This window comes from Martelella mediterranea DSM 17316 (genome assembly GCF_002043005.1).
GTDB classification, from domain to species: domain Bacteria; phylum Pseudomonadota; class Alphaproteobacteria; order Rhizobiales; family Rhizobiaceae; genus Martelella; species Martelella mediterranea.
Genome location: NZ_CP020330.1, coordinates 4588941 through 4606494, shown reverse-complemented (window position 1 = coordinate 4606494; position 17554 = coordinate 4588941). Strand labels below are relative to the sequence as shown.

Annotated in this window: 14 protein-coding genes; 8 read left to right on the top strand and 6 right to left on the bottom strand. The window is 61.0% G+C overall.

The genetic code is table 11. From position 1 onward, the window contains the following. Positions 1–136: 136 nt before the first annotated feature. The gene (locus Mame_RS21440) at positions 137–694 is read right to left on the bottom strand and encodes a GcrA family cell cycle regulator (protein ID WP_018064365.1); all 558 of its coding nucleotides are present in this window, start codon (positions 692–694) and stop codon (positions 137–139) included. 382 nt (positions 695–1076) lie between these two features. On the opposite strand from Mame_RS21440, the gene Mame_RS21435 reads away from it, so the two are divergent. The 4 genes from Mame_RS21435 to Mame_RS21420 all read left to right on the top strand — a co-directional run bounded on the left by Mame_RS21435 (position 1077) and on the right by Mame_RS21420 (position 5146). Then, positions 1077–2258: an aspartate aminotransferase family protein gene (locus Mame_RS21435; protein WP_018064366.1), complete on the top strand. Its 1182-nt coding sequence runs from the start codon at positions 1077–1079 to the stop codon at positions 2256–2258. Between the two features lie 71 nt (positions 2259–2329). Then, a complete protein-coding gene (gene argF / locus Mame_RS21430) occupies positions 2330–3250 on the top strand; it encodes an ornithine carbamoyltransferase (protein ID WP_018064367.1) in 921 nt (306 codons plus the stop codon). A gap of 31 nt (positions 3251–3281) precedes the next feature. Further along, entirely contained in the window at positions 3282–4271 is a 990-nt protein-coding gene (locus Mame_RS21425; RefSeq protein ID WP_018064368.1) for an Hsp33 family molecular chaperone, read from the top strand. Positions 4272–4438: 167 nt separating this feature from the next. Continuing rightward, positions 4439–5146 carry a TetR/AcrR family transcriptional regulator gene (locus tag Mame_RS21420; RefSeq protein ID WP_018064369.1) on the top strand — a complete coding sequence of 236 codons (708 nt, stop codon included), beginning with the start codon at positions 4439–4441 and terminating at the stop codon, positions 5144–5146. Positions 5147–5188: 42 nt separating this feature from the next. Here the strand turns inward: Mame_RS21420 and Mame_RS21415 are convergent, their stop codons facing one another. Both Mame_RS21415 and Mame_RS21410 read right to left on the bottom strand, forming a co-directional pair. Further along, positions 5189–6778: a DHA2 family efflux MFS transporter permease subunit gene (locus Mame_RS21415; protein WP_018064370.1), complete on the bottom strand. Its 1590-nt coding sequence runs from the start codon at positions 6776–6778 to the stop codon at positions 5189–5191. 48 nt (positions 6779–6826) lie between these two features. Then, the gene (locus Mame_RS21410) at positions 6827–7954 is read right to left on the bottom strand and encodes an HlyD family secretion protein (RefSeq protein WP_155122166.1); all 1128 of its coding nucleotides are present in this window, start codon (positions 7952–7954) and stop codon (positions 6827–6829) included. A gap of 260 nt (positions 7955–8214) precedes the next feature. Here Mame_RS21410 and Mame_RS21405 point away from each other — a divergent pair, with 260 nt between their 5' ends. The 4 genes from Mame_RS21405 to Mame_RS21390 all read left to right on the top strand — a co-directional run bounded on the left by Mame_RS21405 (position 8215) and on the right by Mame_RS21390 (position 12823). After that, entirely contained in the window at positions 8215–8994 is a 780-nt protein-coding gene (locus Mame_RS21405) for a TerC family protein (protein ID WP_018064372.1), read from the top strand. Between the two features lie 166 nt (positions 8995–9160). Beyond that, positions 9161–10627, top strand: coding sequence for a glutamate--tRNA ligase (gene gltX, locus Mame_RS21400; RefSeq protein WP_018064373.1), 1467 nt, complete (start codon positions 9161–9163; stop codon positions 10625–10627). Between the two features lies 1 nt (position 10628). Further along, positions 10629–12116, top strand: a complete 1488-nt coding sequence (lysS, locus tag Mame_RS21395; protein ID WP_018064374.1) for a lysine--tRNA ligase — start codon at positions 10629–10631, stop codon at positions 12114–12116. Positions 12117–12133: 17 nt separating this feature from the next. Continuing rightward, the gene (locus Mame_RS21390) at positions 12134–12823 is read left to right on the top strand and encodes a phosphotransferase (RefSeq protein ID WP_018064375.1); all 690 of its coding nucleotides are present in this window, start codon (positions 12134–12136) and stop codon (positions 12821–12823) included. A gap of 24 nt (positions 12824–12847) precedes the next feature. On the opposite strand, the gene Mame_RS21385 is transcribed toward Mame_RS21390, so the two are convergent. The 3 genes from Mame_RS21385 to Mame_RS21375 all read right to left on the bottom strand — a co-directional run bounded on the left by Mame_RS21385 (position 12848) and on the right by Mame_RS21375 (position 17150). Further along, entirely contained in the window at positions 12848–14029 is a 1182-nt protein-coding gene (locus Mame_RS21385) for an MFS transporter (protein ID WP_018064376.1), read from the bottom strand. A gap of 117 nt (positions 14030–14146) precedes the next feature. Then, the gene (locus Mame_RS21380) at positions 14147–14914 is read right to left on the bottom strand and encodes a LamB/YcsF family protein (RefSeq protein ID WP_018064377.1); all 768 of its coding nucleotides are present in this window, start codon (positions 14912–14914) and stop codon (positions 14147–14149) included. Between the two features lie 229 nt (positions 14915–15143). Beyond that, complete coding sequence (locus Mame_RS21375) at positions 15144–17150, bottom strand: acyltransferase family protein (RefSeq protein ID WP_018064378.1); 2007 nt, start codon at positions 17148–17150, stop codon at positions 15144–15146. Positions 17151–17554 lie beyond the last annotated feature (404 nt).

Sequence of the window (17554 nt, the reverse complement as noted above, 5' to 3'; positions counted from 1 at the left end):
GAGCAAGCTGCTACGCCATATGCGATAGCGCTGCCCCTCAAGGGGGGAGATTGAAAGTCGCGACGTCGAGAGGAGCTTTGAAGTATCGCTGACAAGCTGTCCTATGCGGCAGCTTGTCAAAAGCTAGGACTTTCGCTTACCCAGCCCGGCGGCGGTCGCTGACAGGCTGGTAGGCGAGCTTTGCGTGGTAGCTGCAATAGGGGGAATTGTCCTTTGCATCGCAACCGCAGAAGTAGAAATCGTCCTGGGTCGGGTCGCCGACCGGCCATTTGCAGGTCATTTCGGTGAGCTCGGTAAGCGCCACCTTCTTCATGATCGGCACGACATTGTCGGGATTCGATCGGGGACGCGCGGCCGGAGCGATATCGGCCTCGACCTCCTGCTTGAGCGCGGTGGCGCCAGCGGTGCGCGGCGCGGATGGCGTGCTTTGAGGCGGAGCGGCCGGGCGGCGGCCTGCGACGCGCGAGGCGAAGTTCGGCGCGCGTGGCGGTGCGGTGTTGCGCGCGGTCGCCCGGGGGGCTGACTGCGGCGGCGCGCCACCGCTCTTGGCGCGGCCGGGCAGCGAAAGGCGATGCACCTTGCCGATCACGGCATTGCGGCTCACACCGCCGAGTTGGGTCGCGATCTGGCTGGCGCTCAGTCCTTCCGACCAGAGTTGTTTGAGTTTTTCGACGCGTTCGTCTGTCCAGCTCATATGTCGTCTCCGGCTATTGCGGGCGGAATCCGGCGTCGTGCTCCGAAACATGTCCGAAACAGGAAAATGTCGCCAATCCGGGTAATCAGATCCGCCGCTTGCAGTACTCTGTTGGCTCGTAAGGTAGGCCTATGGTCGGGGCGTGGCAAGGTTACGGGGAATCGCGCGAATCGTTTTTCAGGGTTTTCCCCAACTTGGTGATTTTTGTTTTCCCGGGCGTGAAAACAGCGGCAGTTTTGCCCAATCGCCTTGCGGCCACCGCGTTTGTTGACATTGGAGGCGGACATGACAATATAAGGCCTGCCGCCGCCTCAAGGCGGCATTTTTAATTTCTGCGGGCGCTCAAAAATCGCCCTTGTCATCTTGTCGGAGTTTTACCGCCATGTCCGGTGCATCGCCTCTTTATAATACGTTTGCCAGAATACCGCTCACTTTCGAGCGCGGCGAAGGCGTTTGGCTGATCACGGACAAGGGCGAGCGATATCTCGACTTTGCCGCCGGCGTCGCCGTCAATTCCCTTGGCCACGCCCACCCGCATCTGGTCGCGGCGCTGAAGGATCAGGCCGACAAGCTGTGGCATGTCTCGAACCTCTATCAGGTTGCCGGCCAGGAAAAACTGGCCGAACGCCTGACGGCGGCGACCTTTGCCGACAAGGTGTTCTTCTCCAATTCCGGGGCTGAAGCGCTGGAGACGGCGATCAAGACCGCGCGGCGCTATCATTATGCCAAGGGCCATCCGGAGAAGATCGACATCATCACCTTCGAGGGCGCGTTCCATGGGCGGACGCTCGCAACGATCGCGGCCGGCGGCCAGGCGAAATACATGGAAGGCTTCGGGCCGAAGGCGCCGGGCTTTGTCCAGATTCCGGCTGGCGATCTCGATCTGCTGAAGGAAACGATTTCCGATACGACCGCCGCCTTGATGATCGAACCGATCCAGGGCGAGGGTGGCGTGCGCACCGTCGACAAGGCCTTTCTTCATGCCATGCGCGCGCTCTGCGAGGAGCATGGCCTGTTGTTGATCTTCGACGAAGTCCAGACCGGCGTCGGGCGCACCGGCACGCTGTTTGCCTATGAACAGACCGGGGTCGCGCCGGATATCATGGCGATTGCCAAAGGCATTGGCGGCGGTTTTCCGATGGCTGCCTGCCTTGCGACCGAGGAGGCCGCATCCGGCATGGTGCCGGGCGTGCATGGCACCACGTTCGGCGGCAATCCGCTGGCCATGGCCGTCGGCAATGCGGTGCTCGACGTGGTGCTGGAAGACGGCTTCCTGGAGCATGTCAAGGAGGTGGGCCTGGTGTTCAAGCAGGGGCTTGCCGAGTTGAAGGACCGCTATCCGGGCGTGATCGGCGAAATCCGCGGCGAAGGCCTGATGCTGGGCATCAAGGCCAATCTGCCGGCCGGCGAACTGGCGGCGGCCATGCGCGAGGAAAAGCTGCTTTCCGTGCCGGCTGGCGACAATGTGATCCGTCTTCTACCGCCCTTGACCGTGACGGTCGAGGAAGCGCGTGAAGGTCTTGCCCGGTTAGGCCGTGCCGCTGAAAAGCTTTCGGCAGCCTAGGCCGCGGCCACACGAAGCGGTTTGCTGGCCGGTCGCGCAAAACGAAGTTCTATCTGTGAAAGAGTAGTTCCATGTCCAATCCGAGGCATTTTCTCGATCTCTCCGCCGTTTCGAAATCCGCGCTGCGCGGCATTCTCGATGACGCGGCGAGCCGAAAGACCGCCCAGAAGGCAGGCACCGCGGACAAGCCTCTGGCCGGCAAGGTGCTGGCGATGATCTTCGAAAAACCGTCGACGCGCACCCGAGTTTCCTTCGACGTCGGCATGCGCCAGCTCGGCGGCGACACGCTGGTGCTGTCCGGCAAGGACATGCAGCTTGGCCGCGCCGAGACGATCGGCGACACCGCCAAGGTGCTGTCGCGCTATGTCGATGCGATCATGATCCGCACCACCGATCACGATCGGCTGCTGGAGCTTGCCGAAACCGCCACCGTGCCGGTGATCAACGGGCTGACGGATGCGACCCATCCCTGCCAGATCATGGCCGACCTGCAGACCTTCGAGGAGCATAACGGCCCGGTGGCGGGAAAGACCATTGCCTGGACCGGCGACGGCAATAATGTGCTGCATTCCTTCCTGGAAGGCGCCGGGCGGTTTTCCTACCGCATGAACATCGCCGTGCCGAAAGGCTCGGAGCCGGAAATGCGGTTCGTCGACTGGGCGCGCGCGGAAGGCGCGGAGGTCAACTTCTTCGAGACGGCGGCCGAGGCCGTTGCGGGCGCCGATTGCGTGGTCACCGATACCTGGGTTTCGATGAACCAGGAGCACAAGGCGCGCGGCCACAATGTGTTCCAGCCCTATCAGGTGAATGCCGACCTGATGAAAAAGGCGAATGGCAACGCCATATTCATGCACTGCCTGCCCGCCCATCGTGGCGAGGAGGTGACTGACGAGGTGATGGACGGTCCGCAATCGGTCGTCTTTGACGAGGCCGAAAACCGGCTTCATGCCCAGAAATCCGTTCTGGCCTGGTGCCTCGGCGTCTTCGACTGAAGCGCCGCCTTGCCGGGCAAGGAGATGAACAATGCAAAATCTTGAAACGCAACTCGGCGAACTCGGTTTCGCCGGTGATGACATGGTTGTGCCCTTCCAGGTGGATGCGCTCGATGTGCGCGGCCGCACGGTCCAGCTCGGCCCGTTGCTGGATACCATGCTGGCGCGCCACGCCTATCCCGAGCCTGTCGCCCGGCTGCTGGCCGAAGCGGTGGTGCTGACGGCGCTGATCGGCACATCGCTGAAATTCGAAGGCAAGTTCACCGTCCAGACCAAGGGCGACGGCCCGGTCGACCTGCTGGTCGCCGATTTCTCGACACCGGATGCGCTGCGCGGCTATGCCCGTTTCGATCAGGCGGCCCTCGATGCCGCGATCGAGGCGGGCAAGAGCGAGCCGGAAGCGCTGCTCGGTCGCGGCGTGCTCGCCTTCACCATCGACCAGGGCGGCTTCATGCAGCCCTATCAGGGGATCGTGGAGCTTGACGGGCGTTCGCTCGAGGAAATCGCCATGGCCTATTTCCGCCAGTCGGAGCAGATCCCGACGGCGGTGCGTCTCGGCGTCGCGAAGCTGTTTTCGCGCGATGAGGACGGTCAGCCGCGCGAAAGCTGGCGGGCCGGCGGGCTGGTGGCCCAGTTCCTGCCGCAGGAGCCGGAGCGCATGCGCCAGCCGGACCTTCACGGCGGCGACGGCGATGACGGCGTGCTGTCGCACGATCCGGACGATGCCTGGTCGGAAGCCCGCGCCATGGTCGAAACCATCGATCTCGACGAGATGACCGATCCGGAAGTCGGCGCGGAGCGGCTGCTCTATCGGCTGTTTCATGAACGCGGCGTCACGGTCTATCCCGCCCACGGGGTCTATGACCGCTGTTCGTGCTCGCGCGAGAAAATCCGCGACGTGCTCGGCGCCTTCACGGCCGAGGAACTCGCGGAAAGCACCGAGAACGGCAAGATCACGGTGACCTGCGAATTCTGTTCGACGGCGTATGAATATGCGCCGGAGGAGTTCGGCCAGGATTGATGTCCATCGAACCGCTCAGTTCAATTAACCATTGAATTGAGCGGCCCCGCATCGTATGCGTAGATGTGTTCCGCATAGGTCAATATTAAAATCCGGCGTGTCGCCGGGCTGCTGGAGCATTCAGGGCTGACGGCGCGGTTGCGATCGCGCCGGCGAGTGAGGCGAATTTGGGATTTGGAAAAGCCAGGGGCGGCTTCTGCCGCCCGAAGGATGAGACGGATCGCTGCGTATTCCGCGGCCTCGGCCGGCATGCCGCCGGTGAGGATCCGGCCAAGCGCGCGCAGATACTGGAAGGCGCGCGCCAGGTGTTCATGAATGTCGGCTTCGATGCCGCCAGCATGAACGACATCACCCGCGCCGCCGGCGTCTCCAAGGGCACGATCTACGTCTATTTCGAAAACAAGGGCGAGCTGTTCCAGACCATCATCCTGGAGGCCAAGCAGCGTATCTTCGAGGATCTGCGCCAGACTCTTGCCGAGGATGATGCGGTTGACAGCGTGCTGACGCGGTTTGGCGCGCAGCTTGCCACGGGCCTGACCTGCGAGGAAACCATCCGGGCGATGCGGATCGCCATCGGCGTTGCCGAGCGTTTTCCCGAACTGGTGCGCACCTTCTTCGGCGATCACCCCGACAACCTGATCGAAACGCTGACCGCCTTTGTGGCAGCGCGCTGCGAGACGGGAGAACTGGTTGCCGACGAGCCGCGCGTCGCCGCCCAGCAGCTTCTGGATCTGTGTACCGGGCATCTGTGGAAAATGCGGCTGTTCGGTTTGATGGACGGGCCGCCGCCGCAGGCCGACATTCAGCGCATGGCGGAGCGCGGCGTCCGCACCTTCATGAACAGTTATGGCGCCGAGGCGGCGCGGCGATCGTAATTCTGCCGGATTGCCTCGGAGGTCGATGCCGCCTGAAGGGCACTAATGCCCGCCGCCGCCGGCTCCGGCCTGGGGCTTGCGCACGACAATGATGCAGAAGCTCAGGCAGACGAACAGCACAGTCAGGATCGTGAAGATGTCGATGAACGCCATCAGCCATGCCTGCTGATTGACGATCTGGTCGAGCTGCAGCACGGCGGCCTTTTCGCCGTTGATGCCGTAGCTGTCGTAGAGCCCGGACAACGCGCCGACCCATTCCTGTGTCGTGGCGCTCGCCGCGTTCACGGTTTCCGCCAGCCGGTCGAAATGAAAATCGGTGCGGCGGCTCAAAAGCGTGTTGATCACGGCAAGGCCAACTGCGCCGCCGAGATTGCGGGTCAGGTTGAAGAGGCCGGACGCGTTCTTGATATCCTGCGGCGGCAGCGTGCCGAGCGCGATGTTGGAGACCGGGATCATCGAGATCATCAGCGCCACGCCGCGACCCGCCTGCGGCCAGAACAGGTTCCAGTAATCCCATTCGGCGGTGATGTGGGTCATCTGCCAGGTGCAGAGCGCGAACAGCGCCAGGCCCGCGCCCATCATCACGCGCGGGTCGAGCTTGTTCTGCAGCATGCCGGCAACCGGGGCGGTCGCCATCATGAACGCGCCGGTAACGAACATCGTCTCGCCGATCATCAGCGCGTCATAGCCGCGGATGCGGGCCATGTAGAGCGGGAACAGGTAGACGAGGCCGTAAAGCCCGATGCCGAGCGAGAACGAGAAGATCGAGCCGACGGCGAAGTTGAAATTACCGAAGGCGCGCAGATCGACGACCGGATAACGGCTGGTGAAGGAGCGGTAGAAGAACGCGATGCCGCCGACAATCATCACCACGAAGACGACCCGGATGACCTCATCGGAGAACCAGCCCTTGATATTGCCCTCTTCCAGAAAATATTCGAGCGTTCCGAGGAAGGTCGCCATGGCGGCAAGACCGATCCAGTCGAAATGGCGCATGATCGAAAGATCGGGTTTGTCGAAATCGATCAGCAGCCAGGCGCTGACAGCCACCAGAATGCCGGGGATGACGTTGATGAGGAACAGCCAGTGCCATGACAGCGCATCGACGAGATAGCCCCCGACGGTCGGGCCGATCGTCGGGGCGAGCGTCGCCACGAGGCCGACCAAGGGGATGACGGTCGAGCGCTTGGATGGCGGAAAGGCCGTGAACGATACCGCGAACACCGCCGGCACCATGCCGCCCGACATAAAGCCCTGCAGCGCGCGATAGATGATCATCTGGTCGATGTTGGTTGCCGTGGCGCAAAGCGCGCTGCAGGCGGTAAACGCCGCGGCTGAAACGCTGAACACGACCCGGGTCGAGAAGATCCGCGCCAGAATGCCCGAAAGCGGGATCATGATCACTTCGGCGATCAGGTATGAGGTCTGCACCCACGCGATCTCGTCGGCGCTTGCCGAGATGCCGGCCTGGATATCGGTGAGCGCCGATGCGACGATCTGGATATCGAGGATCGCCATGAACATGCCGAACGCCATGACGATAAAGGCGATCCATGTGCGCAGCGGGACATGGTCCGAGGGCGGCGCCCCTGCCTGCGCCGGGGCCGGCGCGTTTTCGGCTGTATCTGTCATTGAAGCATCCGTGGGATGAGGACGCGGGCGTCAGCCACCCGCGACATGTCAGCGGTTGGCGGCGAGCGTTTCGCCGAGCGTGCCATCGGGCGCGGTGCGGGTGTCGACATCGACGGTGACGGAGAGCCCGGCTTTCAGGTACTGCCTGTCGAGCACGTCCTTGGGGATCGAAATCCTGACCGGCAGACGCTGGACGATCTTGGTGAAATTGCCTGTGGCGTTTTGCGGCGGCAGCAGCGCGAACACGGCGCCGGACGCTGGTGAGAAGGACTCGATCGTGCCGGTGAAATCGTCTTTTTCAAAGGCATCGACGGAAACCTTGACCTTCGCGTCGACGCCGAGGCGGTCGAGATCGGTCTCCTTGAAATTAGCGACGATATAGAGATCGTCCGTCGGCACCAGTGCCCCCAGCCGTATGCCGGTGCTGACGAAATCCCCAACCTGGACATTCTTGTTGCCGAACACGCCGTCGAAGGGCGCGCGGATTTCGGTGAAGCCGAGATTGCGCTTTGCCATATCGACGGCAAGTTTGCGCTCTTGCAACGCTGCCTGCTGCTGGGCAAGCTGTGCCTGGGCAATCGAGATGTTGGATTTCGCCACCTCCACCGCCGCGTCGGCGGCCTGGACCTTGGCCTTCAACTGGTCGAGCGCGGATCTGGCATCATCGAAGGAGGCGACGGTGGCCGCGCCCTTCTCGCGCAGGGTATCGGCGCGCTGAAGCACGGTCTTGGCGTTGTCGATCTGCGGGTTAAGCGCATCGCGGTTGGCCTTTGCCTGCGACAGCGACGCCTTGGCGCCGGCGATCTGGGCCTCGGTCGCCTTCAGGGCCACGTTCTGGGCGTTGAGCTGTGCCTCTGCCTGGGCGACCGCATTCTGGTAGTCGCCGTCATCGATCTTGACCAGAAGGTCACCCTGCTTGACCTGTTGGTTGTTCTGAACCTCGACGGTTTTGACATAACCGGAAACCTTGGGCGCGATCACGGCGATATCGCCTTCGATATAAGCGTCATCGGTGGACACCATGAACCGACCTTCGGTCCACCAGTGATAGCCGAACCAGCCCGCGCCGGCGAGAAGGACTATTCCTACCAGCGAAAAGATGACTTTACGGGCCCCGCCGCCGCGTTTGGTCTCTTCAGGGCGCGGTTCGGGGTGCACTTCTGTCTCAGTCGTCATGTTGAAAAATGCCTTTCTGGCGCTGAAGGGAGGAAGGTTCAGCACGGAGATAGCGAATTCGAACTCGCCGGTTCGATTTGTTGACGTGGTAATGCTCCTCGCGGCGTTGACTGTCAAGCGGGGGACCGACGGGAACTGCTGAATGTCAATTACGTTGATAGTGAAAGGATGGATTTCGCGCTATACAACGCCGACGCTTCCGCGCCGGTTCCGGGCCACCGATCGCAACAATCGCATGCCGGGTTTTGAAGGAGACTGACTTGAACGACATTCTTGTGTTGGCCGCCCAGCCCGAAGCATGGGCCGCGCTCGTGACCCTGATCGTGATGGAGGTGGTGCTCGGCATCGACAACCTCGTCTTCATTTCGATCCTGACCAACAAGCTGCCCGAGGCCAGCCGGCAAAGCGCGCGGCGGATCGGCCTCGGCCTGGCGCTTGTGCTTCGCCTCGTTCTGCTCGGCGCAGTCGCCTGGATCGTGCAGTTGACCACGCCGGTGTTCACCGCGTTCGGTCACGGCTTTTCCTGGAAGGACATCATCCTGATCGCCGGCGGTCTGTTCCTGGTCTGGAAGGCAACCAAGGAAATCCATCACAATGTCGATCCGGAGGAGCATGCCGGCGAGATCATCGGCGGCGCGGTGAAGACCGGCTTTACCGCGGCGATCTTCCAGATCCTGCTGCTCGATCTGGTGTTTTCCGTCGACAGCATCATCACCGCCGTCGGCATGACCGACCATCTGCCGATCATGGTCATCGCCGTGGTTGTGGCCGTAACGCTGATGCTGATTGCCTCCGGACCGCTCGCCCGCTTCATCGAGGCGAACCCGACAATCGTCATGCTGGCGCTCTCCTTCCTTCTGATGATCGGCATGACGCTGATTGCCGATGGCCTCGGTTTCCATGTGCCGAAGGGTTATATCTATGCCGCGATGGCGTTTTCGGGCCTCGTCGAACTGCTCAACATGCTGGCGCGGCGCAAACGGATGAAGGATCGGGCTTTGCGCGGCGAAGGCGCATCGAGCGCGCCGACGGTTCACTGAGGCGGCCGGAGAGGGCCGGTGGCCGGGCCGATGGCTTGACGGAGAGGGTTGAATATGGCCTAAGGCTGGCCTGAACGGGCCGCCGCCTCCAAAGACCTGCCGCGGCCCAGCACATTCAGCACTTTCAGGGAAGCTGCCGGCCTGCCCGGCGCCACGGACAAGAACAATGAGCACAACCGGCCCGCGCCTGCGCATCGCGCCATCTCCGACCGGCGAGCCGCATGTCGGCACCGCCTACACCGCGCTGTTCAACTATCTCTACGCCAAGAAGATGGGCGGCACCTTCATTCTGCGCATCGAGGATACCGACGCGACGCGCTCGACGCCGGAATTCGAGAAGAACGTGCTCGACGCGCTGAAATGGTGCGGGCTGGAATGGGCGGAAGGCCCGGATGTTGGCGGTCCCTACGGCCCCTATCGCCAGTCCGACCGCAAGGACCTCTACAAGCCCTATGTCGACCGTCTGGTCGCAGAAGGCCACGCCTTCCACTGCTTCTGCACGCCGGAGCGGCTGGAGCGCATGCGCGCCGGCCAGCGCGCCGAGGGCAGGGCTCCGAAATATGACGGGCTCTGCATGCATCTGAAGGCGGAGGAGGTGAAGGCCCGCATCGAGGCCGGCGAGCCCAATGTCGTGCGCATGAAGATCCCGACCGAAGGATCGTGCAAGTTCACCGATGGCGTCTACGGCGATGTCGAAATCCCGTGGGACGCGGTCGACATGCAGGTGCTGCTCAAGGCCGACGGCATGCCGACCTATCACATGGCGAACGTCGTCGACGACCACATGATGAAGATCACCCATGTGGCGCGCGGCGAGGAGTGGCTCGCCTCGGTGCCGAAGCACATCCTGCTCTACACCTATCTCGGGCTCGAGCCGCCGCAGTTCTTCCACTTGCCGCTGATGCGCAATCCCGACAAGTCGAAGCTGTCGAAGCGCAAGAACCCGACCTCGATCTCCTATTATTCGGCGCTCGGCTATCTGCCGGAAGCGCTCATGAACTTCCTCGGCCTGTTCTTCATCCAGATCGCCGAGGGCGAAGAGCTGATGACGATGGACCAACTCATCGCGCAGTTCGACGCCGACAATCTCAACAAGTCCGGCGCGGTGTTCGACACCCAGAAGCTCGAATGGTTGAACGGAAGGTTCCTGCGCGAAACGCTGACGGAAGAGGATTTCATCCTCCGCGTCGCCGCCTGGGCGTCCGAGAACGCGCGGCTGAAGGAAGGGCTGAAACTTTCCCAGAGCCGGATCACCAAGCTCGGCGAGCTGCCGGCGCTGATGGGCTTCCTGCTGCAGTCGGACATGGTGCCGGAGGCCGAAGCCTTCGCCAAGATCAAGAAGACCAATCCGGCGGAAATCCTCGAGATCCTACAGGCCGTCCAGCCGGTGCTGGAAAAGCTGGTCGAGTGGAACGTCACCACCATCGAGGAGGCGCTGCGCCAGCTTTCCGAAGACATGGACAAGAAACTGCGCACGGTTGTCGCGCCGCTGTTCGTCGCCATGTCCGGCTCGTCGCGGTCGCTGCCGCTGTTTGACAGTATGGCCATTCTCGGCCGTGCGGTCGTGCGCCAGCGGCTGAAGACGGCCGAGGGCGTCGTCGCGGGCATGGTCGCAGAAGAGGCAAAGAAGTAAGATGAACAAGAAGACAGAAGAACTCTCCTCCGACGCAACGGAAGTCCGCGCCCAGAAGCTTGAAATCCTGCGCGAAAAGATCGGCGACGTCTATCCGGCGCATTTCCACCGCACGATGACCAATGCGGAACTGGCCGAAAAATATGCCGACCTTCCCGATGACGTCACCACCGAGGATGTCGTCACCGTCGCCGGCCGCGTCTATTCGATGCGCAATTCCGGCATGTTCGTCGACCTGCGCGATGCCTCCGGCAAGATCCAGATCTTCTCGCACAAGGACACGACGCCGGAAGACGTGCGCGAACTGTGGTCGCTGGTCGATCTCGCCGACATCGTCGGCGTCACCGGCGTCGTGCGCCGCACCAAGCGCGGCGAGCTGACGATCAACGCCCAGGAACTCACCATCCTCACCAAGGCGCTGAAGCCGATGCCCGAGAAGTATCACGGGCTGGCCGATATCGAGACGCGCTATCGCCAGCGCTATCTCGACATCATGAGCAACGAGGATTCCAAGCTGCGCTTCATCCAGCGCTCCAAGGTGCTGTCTGGCGTCCGCCGCTTCCTGGAGGACGAGGGCTTCATGGAAGTCGAGACCCCGATGCTGCAGTCGATCTATGGCGGCGCGACGGCCGATCCGTTCAAGACGCATCACAATGCGCTCGACATGGACATGTACTTGCGCATTGCGCCGGAGCTTTACCTGAAGCGCATCCTCGTCTCGGGGCTGACCGACAAGGTGTTCGAGGTCAACCGCAACTTCCGCAATGAAGGCGTGTCGACCCGGCACAATCCCGAATTCACGATGATGGAGTGCTACTGGGCCTATGCCGACTACGAGGACATGATGGGCCTCGTGGAACGCATGTTCGAGACGCTCGCCATCACGCTCCACGGCCAGACAAAGCTGCCCTTTGGCGAGATCGAACTCGACTTCAAGGGCCCGTTCCGGCGCGTGCCGATGCCAGATGCGGTCAAGGAGGCCACCGGCATCGATTTCCGCGCGATCGCGACCGACGAGGAAGCCCGCGCTGCCGCCAAGGCCGCCGGCTTCGAGATCGAGGACGACTGGACCTGGGGCGAATGCCTCGCCTTCATCTTCGAGGAGAAGGTCGAGGACACGCTGATCCAGCCCGCTCACGTGACCCATTTCCCGAAGGACATCTCGCCCTTCGCCAAGGAAGTGCCGGGCGAGCCGCGCCTCGTCGAGCGCTTCGAGACCTATGTCAACGGCTGGGAACTCGGCAATGCGTTTTCCGAACTGAACGACCCGGTCGAGCAGCGCCGCCGCATGGTGGAACAGCTTGAACAGTCTCACGCACGCGGCGAGACCGAGAAGCGTCTGGACGAGGATTTCCTCAACGCCATGGACCACGGCATGCCGCCCGCCGGCGGGCTGGGCATCGGCATCGACCGCCTGATCATGCTCCTGACCAACGGCCCCTCGATCCGCGACGTCATCCTGTTCCCGGCTCGGCGTCACAAGGATTGAGTTTTCAGGAGAGCGGCATGGACGAAGAGGAGATTTCCCTTTCCGGCGGCCGCTTTACTCCTGGGGTGGTGCGGCTCGGCTACACGGTGCGCCGGCCTTTGCGTGAGGGCCTTGCCGAATCCTTGCTTACTTATCTGGAGATCGCGGGTTTTTCCGGCGCTCCACGCTTTCGTGGGCGCGATGACAAGTGCAGGGCGGTCCTGACCTATATCGAGGGTAGTGTGCCCTCCGAACTAGGCCATTTTGAGGATGCTGCCCTGGCTGCCGCTGCTGGTTTGCTAAGACGGTTTCATGACGCCACAGCGGGGTTTCCGGCCGTCGGAGAGGCTGCCGCCGAAGTCGTCTGTCACAATGATTTCTCGCCCACCAATGCCGTTTTCCGGGATGGCCTGCCGTATGCCGTGATCGATTTCGACACGCTTGCACCCGGGACAAGGCTTTGGGATCTGGGTTATTCTGCCTTTACCTGGCTCGATATCGGCAATGACGATTATTCCGGTGCCGAGCAGTTGCGGCGACTTGCCGTTTTTGCTGATGGCTACGGGCTGGCGGCATGTCCGGCCGAGGCTATCCTGTCGCATGCGGTGGTTCGCCAGAACGCGCTGGCGGCGAAGGCTCGCGCCGCCGGGCAATCCGACATAGCGGAATGGGCTGCCGTCGCTGCCGAATGGACGGCGCGCCACATGGCGTCGAAGAGCATGCCGTAACCGGGGCGCAGCACGATGAGGTCGTCAGCCCGCCCGCGCGAAAAGCCTGCGGCTGAACATCAGCGGAACCAGAACCATCGCCACGGCCGGGAACACCAGCCAGTTCATCATGCTCCAGCCATTGTCGATATGCACCAGCGCGCCGGCGAGGAAGGAGGCGGTGGCGGTGGAGCCGAAGACGAGGAAATCGTTGAGACCCTGCACCTTGCCGCGCTCTTCCGGCGTGTGGCAGTCGGTGATCATCGCGGTTGCGCCGATAAAGCCGAAATTCCAGCCGACGCCGAGCAGGATCAGCGCCAGCCAGAAATGCGTGAGCCCGAGTCCTGAAAGCGCGATTACCGCGCAACCGGCAATCAGCGCCAGACCGGTCGCGGCGATCGTCTCCTTGCCGAAGCGGGCGATCAGCCTTCCGGTGAAGAAGCTCGGCCCGAACATCGCCAGCACGTGCCACTGGATGCCGAGCGTCGCCTGGCCGACCGAATGGCCGCAGGCGATCATGGCGAGCGGCGTCGCCGTCATGATGAAGGCCATCAGCGCATAGGAAACGACGCCGGTCGCGGCGGCCATGATGAAACGGGGCGAGCGGGCGATCTCGGACAGCGGCCGTCCGCCGGAGATCGAAACCGCAACAGGTCGCGGTATCTTCAGCCGCGAGACCAGCAGCAGCGTGAGGAACGCCAGCACGGATAGCCCGATGAAGCTTGCGACATAGGGATGGCCGGGCACGGCATCGACCGTCCAGATCGCCACCTGCGGGCCGATGATGGCGGCTGCCAGCCCGCCGACCATGACCCGCGAGATCGCCTTGGCCTTCATGTCGCCCTCGGCGGTGTCGGCGGCGGCGAAACGGAAGCTCTGGATATAGGAGCCGTAAAGCCCGACGGTCATGATCGCGAGGCAAAACAGCAGGAACAGGCCGGCGGTGATGGCGGTTGCGGCAAGAAGCCCGCCGCAGATGCCGATCATGGCGCCGAAGATATAGCCCTCGCGCCGACCGAAGCGGCGCATCACCCATGCCGCCGGCAGTGTGCCGATGGCCACGCCAACGTTGTAGAGGCTGACCGGAAAGGTCGCGAGCGCAGGATCGGGCGCCAGCACCGTGCCGATAATGCCGCCGAGCGAGATCACGATCGGCGGCGCTGCGCCGCCCACGGCCTGGGCCATGGTCAGGATGTTGATGTTGCGGAAAGCGGTGCTGTCGGTCATGGGCGTCTCCGGCCTTGTCATGCCCCGCCTTTGGCAAGCGGAAGGGCCGGTTCGTGCCTAGCGCATAAGCGCGAAAATCGGAAACGGTTTTCGCGCTGCCGGATATATGGGTAGCAATCAGTGGATGAAATTGGCGATGGCATAGCCCTGTTTTTCAAGGCCTGCCCGCACGGAAGCCGCGATCGGAATGGCTTCGGGCGTATCGCCATGGACGCAGATCGAATCGATCGCGGTCGGGATGCGCTTGCCGGAAAGCGTGATGATCGCGCCTTCGCGCACCATCTCGCCGACACGACGCGCGGCCTCTTCAGGGTCGTGGATCACCGCGCCCTGAAGGCTGCGTGAAACCAGCACGCCGTCATCGCCATAGGCCCGGTCAGCGAAAATCTCAGACACCACCGTCAGCCCCATTTCTTCTGCGATGCGCTGCTGTTCGCCAAGCGCGATCGCGAGGCAGATCAGCGCGGGGTCGACCGCCTTGATGGCATTGCAGACCGCGCGGGCGACCTCGCTGTCCTCCTGCGCGAGGTTGCCGAGCGCGCCATGGGCCTTCACATGGGTAATCGGATGGCCGACATATTGCGCCATCGCCTGCGCCGCGCCGATCTGATAGGCGACCAGACGCTCGATCTCGGTCGCGGAGTAGGGGATGCGCCTGCGCCCGAAGCCCATGAGATCGGCAAAGCCCGGATGGGCGCCGACGGCGACATTGCGATCGCGCGCCAGCACGAAGGTTTTCGCCATCGTATCGGGATCGCCGGCATGGAAGCCGCAGGCGACATTGGCCGAGGAGACGATCTTCAGCATCTCGGCATCGTCACCCTTGTCCCATGCGCCGAAGCTCTCGCCCATGTCGCAATTGATGTCGATGCGTGGTGCTGTCATGTGGTTATCTCCGCTCGAATGGTCTTCCTTATCTAAAACATCAAACGCGGATTTGAAACTCTGTTGCGGCGTGTCATGGTCTTATAGCGTTCCATCGTGACAAGATGAAACGCGCCTGTCCGTCGGAATTCTGGCGTCGATGAGATCAATATTCAGTTTCGTGGCATAAAGCCTGCGGGTTGACAGAAGACAGTCGAAGTTCTCGAAAACTCACTGCATGAGCATCTATTCACCTCGAGCCGGATTGCTTTTCTAACAAATCCAAGATCGCCGGTGTAATCAAACCTGCTCCAACCATCGATAGATGATCATCATCGGTGTAGTATACCTCTTCATCCCGAGCGTTGAAGCAACGCTCTGCATTGCATAGATAGTCGTGAGGAAAGACCACGTCAGCTTTTTTCTCTGCAGCCAGTTCACCGAGGAGCTCAAGGGTTCTGTCGTTGCGCGCTTCAAAGTGAGAGCGGTCTGTAGAAAGCTGGTGCGCATTCTTTGTTTTTCGGAACCAAGCGTAGGTTTGGGGCACTTTCCATGCTGCTTCGGGTACGGGACCCACCAAAATAAGCGGGCTGCTCTCTGCCCATCGATCTATCCCTCTCCGAAAGATTTCGACAGCTTGGTACTTTCGATCAGCTGTTGCCAAATCTGGGTAAAATTCCGTGTCCAGAGCCATCTCGCCGTCGGCATCCATGTCAACTCCACCTTCTCCGTTGTCGAACGGTTCAGCATACATGTTCGTGCCGCGCCAAGCGAGGATGATGCGTTCAGGATGCATGGCGCGAACGATGTTTTCGATCGCCAAGTTCGCAGCGTGGCAATCGCGTTTAGGCCGTTCGATATGAAAGCCGACAAATGGAGCGCAACCGACCACCGTTACCTGCCTAAAGTCGTATCCCGCTTCGGGGAGTAGTTCCGAAAGGCTGCCAGCAAAAGCGTTGGCATGGCTGTCGCCAACAATCACAATGAGACCTTTGTTCTGGGTTGTTTTTGACGGCCAGAGACAGGCGTCTGGCGCAAGCTCAGGCAGCGTGCTTTTGGTGTCGATTTTTACCAGACAGGTTCGCGTTTTTGGGCTTGAATCTCGAGCAGCTGAAAGTATTGCCGCGGTTTCGGCGTTCATGCGGCCAGGGAGCCCTTTTGCGAAATGCAAAAAGAGACCAAGGCTGAGGCAAATGATCAACCCTGTGGCCGAAGCTGCGAAAATACTCTGGCGCGAGGGCAAAGGTCCATATTGGCGGCGTCGAAAGGGCTGTTCAATGAAGCGCCAAGAAAGATAGGCGAGCGCGAAGGTCAGAATAGACAAGAAAAGCATTACCGGCCAGGGAGGTTCAATTCCCATCTGTTGCCGGGTAAGTGCCATCAAGGGCTGGTGCCAAAGATAGGCGCTATAGCTTAGCAGGCCGATAGCGACCGTTGGACGGGCACTCAACAGCCGACCTGCAACGCCGCTTTCACTGCCAAAGAATATGACAAGTGTGGTCCCGAGAACCGGGACCGTGGTCCATATGGAAGGCGTCGGAACGGACGTTTCGAAAAGCGTCATCGATATGATGATCATTGCCAGGCCGACGGTCGTCGCAAAATTACTCCTGGGCCGGGCGGGCTTCCGACTCCAAAGCGCGCAAAGCGCTCCACATCCGAGTTCCCAAGCGCGTGTGGGCAGAAGGTAAAACGTTGCCGATCCGTCTTTTCCAATCAAGAACTGAGCCAGTCCAAGGCTGAGCACAGTGAGAGTGAAAACGACTGCCAGGGTGACCCCTGCCCGAAACCGAGCAAGAAGCAGAAGCAGGAGCGGGAAAAAAATATAGAATTGTTCCTCAACTGCAAGGCTCCACGTGTGGATCAAAGGCATAAGTTCTGTTGCAGGTGAAAAATAGTCGCTTGTAATAAAGAAATAGACATTCGAGAGAAACGCAGCCGTTGCGAAGAGACTTTCGCCGTAGCGTTTGAAATCACTCGGATACAGGATCAACCATGATGCGATGGTTGTGACCGCCAGCATTGCGAAAAGTGCAGGAAGAATACGTCGGGCACGTCGCTCGTAAAAATCGATAACCGAAAACCGGCCTTCGGAGACTTCCTGGGAAATTATCAGTGTAATAAGGTAACCACTGATCACGAAGAATACGTCTACTCCAAGAAAACCTGCTGGAAATAGATCGAAACCGGCATGATAGATAATTACCGGCAAAACCGCTACCGCACGTAGCCCATCAATCTCCCGTCGGTACTTCACGTTCTCTCCATGGTTCTACGTGCTTGGGGGCGTTAAATTCAAATTTCCAATCGAGCGCCCCAACGATCATTCAAGGTTGGTTCCAGGCGCGCCATCTGGGTTCTAGAGTGTTAAGTTAAAAATTTCGCGAAGGGCGATTGACGGTCGTTCCGTGGCCGAATTCACCACGCGGTTTTGCCTGATTTCTGCGCTGAGATCATGATAATTCATAGGATCGCGTGGACTTTCAAATCAGGTCAAGCCTTTTGTTCGTAAAAGTCTGATAAAGAGGGATAGACGTGGTTCCGGGGTTTAGATGAAGCGTTCAGTCAGCTTGTTTTTTCGCATTGGAGTCTCCCATGAACCGGCTTAACTTCCAATTTCAGGCAGAAAGCCCTATGTCCGCGATGAACACGTCCTCTGGA